Origin of the sequence: Micromonospora sp. CPCC 205554, from assembly GCF_036902745.1 — a bacterium.
Lineage (GTDB): Bacteria > Actinomycetota > Actinomycetes > Mycobacteriales > Micromonosporaceae > Micromonospora > Micromonospora tulbaghiae.
Map to the genome: position 1 here is coordinate 1 of NZ_JBAKHP010000057.1, position 8,906 is coordinate 8,906.

At 71.9% G+C, this 8,906-nt stretch carries 7 protein-coding genes; 5 read left to right on the top strand and 2 right to left on the bottom strand.

Going from position 1 to position 8,906, the window contains the following annotated elements; all coding sequences use genetic code 11:
• Positions 1–583: 583 nt before the first annotated feature.
• A complete protein-coding gene (locus tag V6U82_RS31320) occupies positions 584–874 on the bottom strand; it encodes an SCO4848 family membrane protein (protein ID WP_128136617.1) in 291 nt (96 codons plus the stop codon).
• 122 nt (positions 875–996) lie between these two features.
• On the opposite strand from V6U82_RS31320, the gene V6U82_RS31325 reads away from it, so the two are divergent.
• The 5 genes from V6U82_RS31325 (at position 997) to V6U82_RS31345 (ending at position 8,350) form a co-directional block, all read left to right on the top strand.
• Complete coding sequence (locus V6U82_RS31325; RefSeq protein ID WP_334467610.1) at positions 997–1,443, top strand: PRC-barrel domain-containing protein; 447 nt, start codon at positions 997–999, stop codon at positions 1,441–1,443.
• Positions 1,444–1,722: 279 nt separating this feature from the next.
• Entirely contained in the window at positions 1,723–2,781 is a 1,059-nt protein-coding gene (gene trpS, locus V6U82_RS31330) for a tryptophan--tRNA ligase (RefSeq protein ID WP_334467611.1), read from the top strand.
• Between the two features lie 271 nt (positions 2,782–3,052).
• On the top strand, positions 3,053–4,771 hold the full coding sequence (gene argS, locus V6U82_RS31335) for an arginine--tRNA ligase (protein ID WP_334467613.1): 1,719 nt from the start codon (positions 3,053–3,055) through the stop codon (positions 4,769–4,771).
• 70 nt (positions 4,772–4,841) lie between these two features.
• A complete protein-coding gene (locus V6U82_RS31340) occupies positions 4,842–5,363 on the top strand; it encodes an alpha/beta hydrolase (RefSeq protein WP_334467615.1) in 522 nt (173 codons plus the stop codon).
• A 263-nt stretch (positions 5,364–5,626) separates the two neighbouring features.
• Positions 5,627–8,350, top strand: coding sequence for an IPT/TIG domain-containing protein (locus V6U82_RS31345; RefSeq protein ID WP_334467617.1), 2,724 nt, complete (start codon positions 5,627–5,629; stop codon positions 8,348–8,350).
• Between the two features lie 17 nt (positions 8,351–8,367).
• Here V6U82_RS31345 and V6U82_RS31350 read toward each other — a convergent pair whose 3' ends face one another.
• Positions 8,368–8,661, bottom strand: coding sequence for a DUF4287 domain-containing protein (locus V6U82_RS31350; protein WP_334467619.1), 294 nt, complete (start codon positions 8,659–8,661; stop codon positions 8,368–8,370).
• Between the last annotated feature and the right edge of the window lie 245 nt (positions 8,662–8,906).

Consider the following 8,906-nt stretch of genomic DNA (forward strand, 5'->3'; position numbering starts at 1 on the left):
CCTGTTGAGTTCTCAAAGAACAACCACACACCAACCAGAAGCCCCACATCCGCGGAACCCCCGACCGGGGCATTTCGTTCGTTCACCCGCCGCTCTCGCGGCTGGCACTTTTACTACGTTACCGCACCGTCTCTGCCGTGTCAAACCGTGTGTCCCGGTCTGTCGTGCTTCGTACGGGTTGGCGCCGCTGAGCACGCGCAGCAGTCACCCGTTGCGCTTGATCATCGGATTTGGCAGGCCGGCCGCCCGCGGTTTCCCGCTGGCCCGTCCGTTTCCCTGCCGGTCGACAACCTTACCCGGTCGGTTCCGCTCCGCCAAATCCGCCCTGCGGCGTTTCAGCGGGCCCCGCCCGGACCGCGACCTCCAAGACCTGAAGCCTTGATCGGACCCGGCGCCAGCCCTGTTCGGTGCTCCCGGGCTTTCGTCCCGTTTGCCCCGTTCCGCGCTGGCAGAGAGAAAGTTACGCGTCTCCAGGTTTGATCGTCAAATCGGGGGGTAGCGGCGCGCGTCACACCCGTCCCGGTCCCGTTGACCAAGGAGTTCACGTCCCGATTCGGGCCCTCCGAAAACACAAACTCCTTGATCACCGGGACGGGTGCGAGGGCGGCGCCGGGGACGAGGGCGGGCTGGAAGGGCGGCGGGCGGCGCGCCAAGCCCTGATGCCCAGGACTCCTACGGTCGTGCCGATGGCCAGGGACGCGCCGATCAGCAGGGCGTGTACCCACAGGAAGCCGGTCGGGCTGCCCTCGCCGACAGAGCCGGCCGACCAGGCACGCTCGTCGTTCCAGATGGCGACCGCGAACCTCGGCCAGATCGCCCACGTCCAGACGCCGACGGCGACCAGGAACAGCGACCAACCACGTGACAGGACCATGGTCGGCCAGTATGCCAGCGCGCGATCCGCCCAGGTCAGGCCCGCGACCGGCGCCACACGCGTTTCCGTTCCCGCCGCCGGGGCACTGATTCCGTCGAGCCGATTCGACGGAGGTGCCACCGATGCAGCCGTTCAACCCGTGGACCTGGCGGGATCCGTCCGCCCTGGCCGGTGGGTACGACCAGAGCCGGCCGGACGACGTGCCGCGGCAGCGCGACGCCTCGGACGCCGACGACCGGCTGGACGCTCCCGGCCCGGGTACGCCGGTCGACCTCACCGGTTACCGGGTGGAGGCGACGGACGGGCGGATCGGCTCCATCGACGAGGCGAGCGAGGACGCGGACGCGCGTTACCTGGTGGTGGACACCGGTCCGTGGATCTTCGGCAAGAAGGTGCTGCTGCCGGCCGGCACTGTGGCGCGGGTCGACCACCTGGACCGCGTCGTGCACGTGGACCGCACCCGGGAGCAGGTGAAGGAGTCGCCCGCGTTCGACCCGGACCACTTCGCGCACCCCGAGTACCGGGAGCGGGTCGGCAGCTACTACACGGAGAGCTATCGACAGCGGTGAGCCCGGCAGGAGCCCGGCAGGAGGCAGCGGCGTAGGCCGGTGAGCGGATACCGTGTCAGTCATGGTCCGGCCGCGCAGCTGCCTCCCGGAGACCCGCAGCGGTCTCCCGGGCCACGCTGTCGACGGCCGGGAGCAGATCCTCGACGTACTCCGTGCCGGCGGACTTCGGTTCCGCGCCGGCGGGCGATGGCGGCGCTCGTTCTGACGAGCCCGCTCCACCGACCTGGGCGACCCGGGTCGTGTATCCCCGCCAGCGAACGGCACGAAAGGCGTACGACCATGTCCTCTGCACGCATGCTCACCGGCGACCGCCCGACCGGGCGACTCCACCTCGGCCACTACGTGGGCAGCATCGCCAACCGGGTGCGGCTGCACCAGCGCTACGAGAGCTTCTTCATCATCGCCGACCTGCACATGCTCACCACGCGCAACAGCCGCGCGGACATCGAGCAGGTCGCCCACAACGCCCGCGAGATGGTCACCGACATCCTCGCCGCCGGGGTGGAGCCGGAACGGGCGACGTTCTACCTCCAGTCCGCGATCCCCGAGGTCGGTGACCTGAACACGCTGTTCCAGAACCTGATCACGGTGCCCCGGCTGGAACGGGTGCCGTCGCTGAAGGAGATGACCCGGGACGCCGGCAAGGACGAGATGCCGTACGGCCTGCTCGGTTATCCGGTCCTCCAGGCCGCCGACATCCTCTGCGTGAAGGGGCAGGTCGTGCCGGTCGGGAAGGACAACGCCGCGCACGTCGAGGTGACCCGGGAGATCGCCCGGCGGTTCAACCACCTCTACGGCGAGGTCTTCCCGGTGCCCGACATGATCATGTCGGAGACTCCCACGCTCGTCGGCACCGACGGCGCCGGGAAGATGAGCAAGAGCAAGGGGAACGCGATCGCGCTCTCCGACGACGCGGCGACGGTGCGCCGCAAGGTGATGGGGATGTTCACCGACCCGAACCGGGTCCGCGCCGACGTGCCCGGCACTGTCGAGGGAAACCCGGTCTTCGAGTTCCACGACATCTTCAACCCGGACCGGGCTCAGGTGGCGGAGTTCAAGACGCGCTACCGGGCCGGCCGGGTCGGTGACGTGGAGGTCAAGGAGGCGCTGGCGACAGCGCTCAACCGCTTCCTGGACCCGATCCGGGAGCGCCGGGCCCGCTTCGAGGCGCAGCCCGGCCTGGTCGACGAGCTGATCGTCACCGGCACCGAGCGGACCCGCGAGCAGGTGCGCCGCACGCTCGTCGAGGTCCGCCGGGCGATGGGCCTGAGCAGCGCGTACACCCAGGTGCGGCGCCGGGCCGAGCGCTACCGCAAGGCCGTCGCCCCCTCGGCCTGACCACGAGCCGGTCCGGGGTACGCGCTTGCGCCGACCCCGGACCGGCCGGTTACGCTGCCGACATGGCCAGCACGCACGCGTACCCGATGACGTCCTCCGACGTCCGGCTCGGCGCGCTGCGACGCCGGCGGTCCCGCGACCGCCTGCGCTGAGCCTTCCCCTCCTGCGACCGGCGGATCGAGCCGCCGGTCGTCATCGATCGTCCTCGCTCCGCCGTCGCGTTCCCGTCAGGTGATCCGCGCGGCGGATCCACAGCGAGATCGGCGTACTCATGGATCTTGAAAGGTTGCTCAGCGACCGGCTGGCGCCGGCGTTCGCGGCGGTGGCCGGCGGCCCGGTGGACCCGGCCGTGCGGCGTTCGCAGCACGCGGACTTCCAGTCCGACGCTGCGCTGGGGCTGGCCCGGCGGCTCGGCCGTCCGCCGCGGGAGATCGCCGCGGAGGTACGGGAGCGCGCCGCGCTGGCCGACCTCTGCGCGGCGGTCGAGGTGTCCGGCCCGGGTTTCCTGAACCTCACGGTGGCCGGGCACGCGCTCGGCGGGCTGGTGTCCGCGATGGCCGCCGACCCGCGGCTCGGCGTGCCGGTGGTGGCCGAGCCGGAGACGGTGGTGGTCGACTACTCCGGGCCGAACGTGGCGAAGGAGATGCACGTCGGGCACCTGCGTTCGACGGTGATCGGGGACGCGGCGGCGCGGACGCTGGAGTGGCTCGGGCACCGGGTGCTGCGCGCCAACCACCTCGGCGACTGGGGCACGCCGTTCGGCATGCTGATCGAGCACTTGCTCGACCTGGGCGAGGCCGGGGCGGCGCAGGAGCTGTCGATGGGTGACCTGGACGGGTTCTACAAGGCGGCGCGGGCGAAGTTCGACGACGACGAGGCGTTCCGGGAGCGGTCGCGGCAGCGGGTGGTGGCGTTGCAGGGCGGCGACCCGGCGACGCTGCGACTGTGGCGGCTGCTGGTGACGCAGTCCGAGAGCTACTTCCTGACCGTGTACGGCCTGCTCGACGTGACGCTGACCGGCGACGACTTCCGGGGCGAGAGCAGCTACCACGACCAGCTCGCGCCGACTGTCGAGGAGCTGGACCGGCTCGGGCTGCTGCGGCTCAGCGACGGCGCGGACTGCGTGTTCCCGCCCGGTTCGGTGGGCCGTGACGGCGAGCCGCTGCCGCTGATCGTGCGCAAGTCCGACGGCGGGTACGGCTACCCGGCCACCGATCTGGCCGCGCTTCGGCACCGGACCGGCGCGCTCGGTGCGACCCGGCTGCTCTACGTGGTCGGGCTGCCGCAGCGGCGGCACTTCGAGATGGTGTTCGCGGTCGCCGCGCAGGCCGGCTGGCTGGCCGCGCCGGTGCGGGCCGAGCACGTCGGGTTCGGCTCGATCCTCGGCCCGGACGGGCGGATGCTGCGCAGCCGGGCCGGCGGGTCGGTGAAGCTGGTCGGGCTGCTCACCGAGGCGGTGGAGCGGGCCGTCGCGCTGGCCCGGGAGCGCAGTCCGGAACTGAGCGAGGCGGAGGCCGCCGAGGTGGGGCACGCCGTGGGCGTCGGCGCGATCAAGTACGCCGACCTGTCCGGCGACCAGCACAAGGACTACGTGCTGGACTGGGAGCGGATGCTGTCGCTGGACGGGAACACCGCGCCGTACCTCCAGTACGCGTACTCCCGGGTCCGGTCGATCCTCCGGCGGGCCGGCGCGGCGGCGCGCCCGGACGCGGAGGTCTCGCTCGCCGATGCGGCCGAGCGGGCGCTCGCCGTGGAACTGGCCGGCTTCGCCGCGGTGGTCGACGAGGTGGCGGGCAGCCTGGAGTTCCATCGGCTGACCGCGTACCTGCACCGGCTGGCGGTCGTGTTCAGCGCGTTCTACGAGCGCTGCCCGGTGCTGCGGGCCGAGGGGCCGGTCCGGGAGAGCCGGCTCGTGCTGTGCGAGCTGACCGGGCGGGTGCTGCGGCAGGGCCTGGACCTGCTGGGCATCCGTACCCCGGAACGGCTGTGAGCCCGAGGGGCCACCGGAAGCTCCTGCGGCGGTTAGCGTGACGCATCGATCGAACGCAGGGGAGGCGACCATGGCGGATCGGCGCGCGGTACTCGCTCCGGGACGTGGCTACGACACCCGGGGCCCGCTCTTCGTCTACATCGGTGAGGCGCTGCGCCGCCTCGGCTTCGAGGTGCACGAGGTGACCTGGCGGTCGATCGGGGATCTGCGCCTCGACAGCGCGCCGGAGTGGGTGGCCGAGCAGTTGGATCCGGTCCTCGACGCCGGGGTGGATCTGCTCGTGGGCAAGTCGCTCGGCAGTTTCGCCGCCCCGCTCGCCGCCGACCGGGGCATCCCGGCGGTCTGGCTGACGCCGCTGCTCACCGACCCCGCGGTACGGGAGCCGCTGGGCCGGGCCACCGCGCCGTTCCTGCTGGCCGGCGGCACCGCCGACCGGGTCTGGGACGGTGCGGTGGCGCGCCGGCTCACCCCGTACGTGGTGGAGGTCGCCGACGCCGACCACTCGATGATGGTGCCGGGACCGCTGGCGGCCTCGGCCGAGGCGCTCGGGCGGGTCTGCACCGCGGTGGAGGAGTTCGTCGCCGGCCGCTGACGGTCAGCGGCGGCGTCGCCGCGCCCACACCCCCGCCGCCACCGCCGCGACGAGCGGCACGAGGCAGCAGAGGGCCAGGACGGACAGGTGCCACGGCTTGATCGCTCCCATGGCCCGAACGATAGGCGTCGCTGTCCAGCGCTCGCGACGCCCTCGGACTGTCCGGTTCGGAAAGTGGGGCGTCGTCGCCGTCGATCCCGTGCGATCCTTCCCCCGCGCGGGCGCTCGTCCAGCGCCTGCGATCACTCACGGGGAGGACCGAGATGAGTACCCCTGCGCCCGTTTCCGGGCGTCTGCTCTCCATTTTCACCGCTGTCGCCGTCGGTTGCGCGACGGTGGTCGGCTCCACCGCGACCCCGGCCTCGGCCGATGTCGGCGGGCCGACCGATCTCACCACCGCGGGCCAGGCCTGCACGACCGAGGCGCCCGGGCCGTACCTGAGTCCGGTACGGCTCAACGCCGCGAACGCCGTCGTCCTCCAGGGCACCTACAGCGGCACGCCCCGGAGCACCGACCCGCAGGCCGACTTCCAGGTGTGGGACGTCGCCAGACCGGACGAGCCGCAGCAGTGGCGCGACGGGGTCGACCAGCAGAACAACCGGGTCTACATCCAGCTCGAAGACCCCGCCCGCCAGCTCGACGGGGTCACGTACGCGTGGCGGGTGCGCGTCCTCGACGGCGCCGACGCGTCGCCGTGGAGCGCCACCTGCTACTTCACGATCGACCGCACCGGCGGTCCGGCACCCGCAGTCGCCTCGGCGACGTACCCGTCGGGTGACTGGGACAACGCCGGTGGTGCGGTCGGCGTGGCCGGGAGCTTCACGTTCACCTCGGTTTCCGACGACACCGTCGGCTACCAGTACCGGTTCTCCGGCGCAGGCGACGAGTACGCCACGGTTCCGGCGACGAGCCTCGGCGGGCCGGCCACCGTCACCTGGACGCCGCAGGACGCGAGTCATCACTCGGTGATCGTGTACGCCCTCGACCGGGCCGGGAACTGGTCGGAGCCGAACGTCTACGAGTTCTGGGTACGGGAGACACGGCCCTCGGTCTTCTCCGCCGCCTATCCGGACTGGGGCAGCAACCTGGACTACGGCGTGGGCGTGCCAGGCGCGTTCGAGTTCACCTCGAACGTCCCCGGTACGGAGTCGTTCGCCTGGCGTATCGACGGCGACGGCCCGTCCGGTTCGGTCGCGACCGGCGGTGACCGCACGGCCACCGCGATGATCGCCCCGACCCGGGCCGGTCGCCAGACCCTGTACGTGCGCAGCGTCACCGCCGACGGCGCGACGCACCCGGAGCGGGCCTACACGTTCGTCGTCGACAACGCTCCCCGGGTCACCGGCGACGTCGACCGGTACGTGATCATCGGATCGTCGCTCCGTTTCCACCTGGCCCCGCGCATGCCCGAGGTCACGTCCTACCTCTACTGGACCCGTGACCACAACGGCAACGAGCCGGACGAGAAGACCGTCCTGCCGGCCGGCGTGGACGGCACCGCGGACCTGACCTGGACCGCCACCAGCGAGAGCACGCAGGCGCTGTACGTGCAGAGCCGTAGCGCCGACGGCACGCTCTCGCAGCCGCGGTTCATCTCCATCTCGGTGTCGGGCGCCAGCCCGTCCGTGACCCGCAGCGGCGGCGAGGTGGTGGGGTCGACCGCCACCTTCACGGCGCGCACCGAGATGGTGAACGTCGCGGAGTACGAGGTGCTCCTCAACCGCGACCCGGCCACCCGGCAGGTGCTGCCGGCCGCTGCCGACGGCACTGTCACCTTCCGGTACACGCTCACCAAGCGCGGCTACACCTACGTCACCGTGGTCGCCCGCAACGCCGCCGGGGTGCAGACCACTGAGGGCGGGACCTCGTGGTCCGTCACCGACTCACCGGTGGTCGTGTCCACTGACTTCCCCTCGTCGGGCTCCGGCAAGTTCGCGCCCGGCACCTTCACGTTCAAGCCCCGGCAGATCGGCGCCGTGAAGTACACCTACCAGATGCCCGGCGCCGAGGGCACCGTCGCGGCGGCGGCCGACGGCACGGCGACGATCACCTGGACGCCGCCGGACGCCGGCTACCACACGCTCTACGTGAAGAGCGTGACGGCGGACGGCGCCGAGTCGTTGCAGACCTACTACTCCTTCCACGTGGCGCCCGACCCGCTGACCGTGACGTCGGTGTCGCCGGCCTCGGTCGAGACGGGCGGGGTTCGGACGATCACGATCACCGGCAGCGGTTTCCACCAGGAGGACCGGGTCACTGTGACCCCGGCCGCCGGCGCGGCGCTGACCGCGACCGTGCGGAGCGTCTCCACCGACCGCCGCACCCTCACCGCCGAGGTGGATCTGACCTCCGCCGGGGTGGGCAAGGCGTCCGTCTCGGTGCGGCCGGACGACTGGAGCGACGCGGTGTCGCTCGCCGACGCGTTCTCGATCACCGCGTCTCAGGCCCTCCGGTCGGTGACCGTGCCGGTCGTCACGGGCACCGTGGCGGTGGGGGCGACCGTACGCGCGTCGACCGGCGAGTGGAGCCCCACCGCCTCGGCGTACACCTACCAGTGGGCGGCCGACGGCACCGCGATCAGCGGGGCGACCGGTCCGACGTACGTGATCCCGGCGTCCCGGCTGGGCAAGCGGCTGACGGTGACCGTCACCGCGACCAAGCCCGGGTACACGTCCGGCCAGGCCACGTCGGTGGCCACCGTGCCGGTCGCCAAGGGCCCGGCGTTGCAGGCCACCGCCCAGCCGACGATCACCGGTACGCCGCGGGTCGGCCAGACCGTGCAGGCGACCACCGGCACCTGGACGCCGGCCGCCGACTCGTACCGCTACGAGTGGCGAGTGGGCGGGGTGCTGACCGGCACCACGACGAAGACGCTGACACTGACCGCGGCGATGCGCGGCAAGGCGGTCACCGTGACCGTCGTCGCGGTGAAGGCTGGCTATGCCAACGGTCGAGCCACGAGCGCACCGTTGACCGTCCGTGCCTGACGTGACGGACGTGCGGTCTACGCGACCGGCCGGGTGGCCTTGCCGTCCAGCCACAGCGTGTCGCTGTCGTCCCGGTGCGAGCCCGTGGAGCCGACGTGCTTGGCGCTGATCTTCGGCCCGTTCTTGATCACGTGCACCAGGGCCATCGCGTGTCCCCGGCCGAGGCCGTACTCGTCCTTGAGCCAGCCCACGATCACGCCGGCCTTGACGTCGGCCGCGTCGTAGCCGCGCTCCCCGGCCTCGTCGACCAGGACGCGCGGGGTCTTGCCGGTCTTGTCCTCGATCGCGTCGAGGTACGCCTGGAAGGACATCTGCCCAACCCTTCGTCCGGGAGGTGGTGACAACCTCCACCCTCCCGGGCGGGGCGGTCCCGATCAACGACGGACCGCGCCACCATCGTTGCCTCCAGGGCAACGATCACCGCCGGGCGAGACGCCGGAGAGCCCGGCCCGCGTGGTCGCGGGCCGGGCTCTCCAGATCTCGGGGTACGTGCTCAGCGCTGGAGCGTGAGCAGTCCGGGCCGGTAGGGCAGGAGGCCGTAGTCGCCGCCGGAGTT

What these genes read in the sequence shown, in the direction of transcription:
- V6U82_RS31350 (WP_334467619.1), bottom strand. Translation starts at nt 8,661, where the DNA reads ATGTCCTTCCAGGCGTACCTCGACGCGATCGAGGACAAGACCGGCAAG.
- V6U82_RS31325 (WP_334467610.1), top strand. Translation starts at nt 997, where the DNA reads ATGCAGCCGTTCAACCCGTGGACCTGGCGGGATCCGTCCGCCCTGGCC.
- V6U82_RS31340 (WP_334467615.1), top strand. Translation starts at nt 4,842, where the DNA reads ATGGCGGATCGGCGCGCGGTACTCGCTCCGGGACGTGGCTACGACACC.
- V6U82_RS31345 (WP_334467617.1), top strand. Translation starts at nt 5,627, where the DNA reads ATGAGTACCCCTGCGCCCGTTTCCGGGCGTCTGCTCTCCATTTTCACC.
- V6U82_RS31320 (WP_128136617.1), bottom strand. Translation starts at nt 874, where the DNA reads ATGGTCCTGTCACGTGGTTGGTCGCTGTTCCTGGTCGCCGTCGGCGTC.
- argS (WP_334467613.1), top strand. Translation starts at nt 3,053, where the DNA reads ATGGATCTTGAAAGGTTGCTCAGCGACCGGCTGGCGCCGGCGTTCGCG.
- trpS (WP_334467611.1), top strand. Translation starts at nt 1,723, where the DNA reads ATGTCCTCTGCACGCATGCTCACCGGCGACCGCCCGACCGGGCGACTC.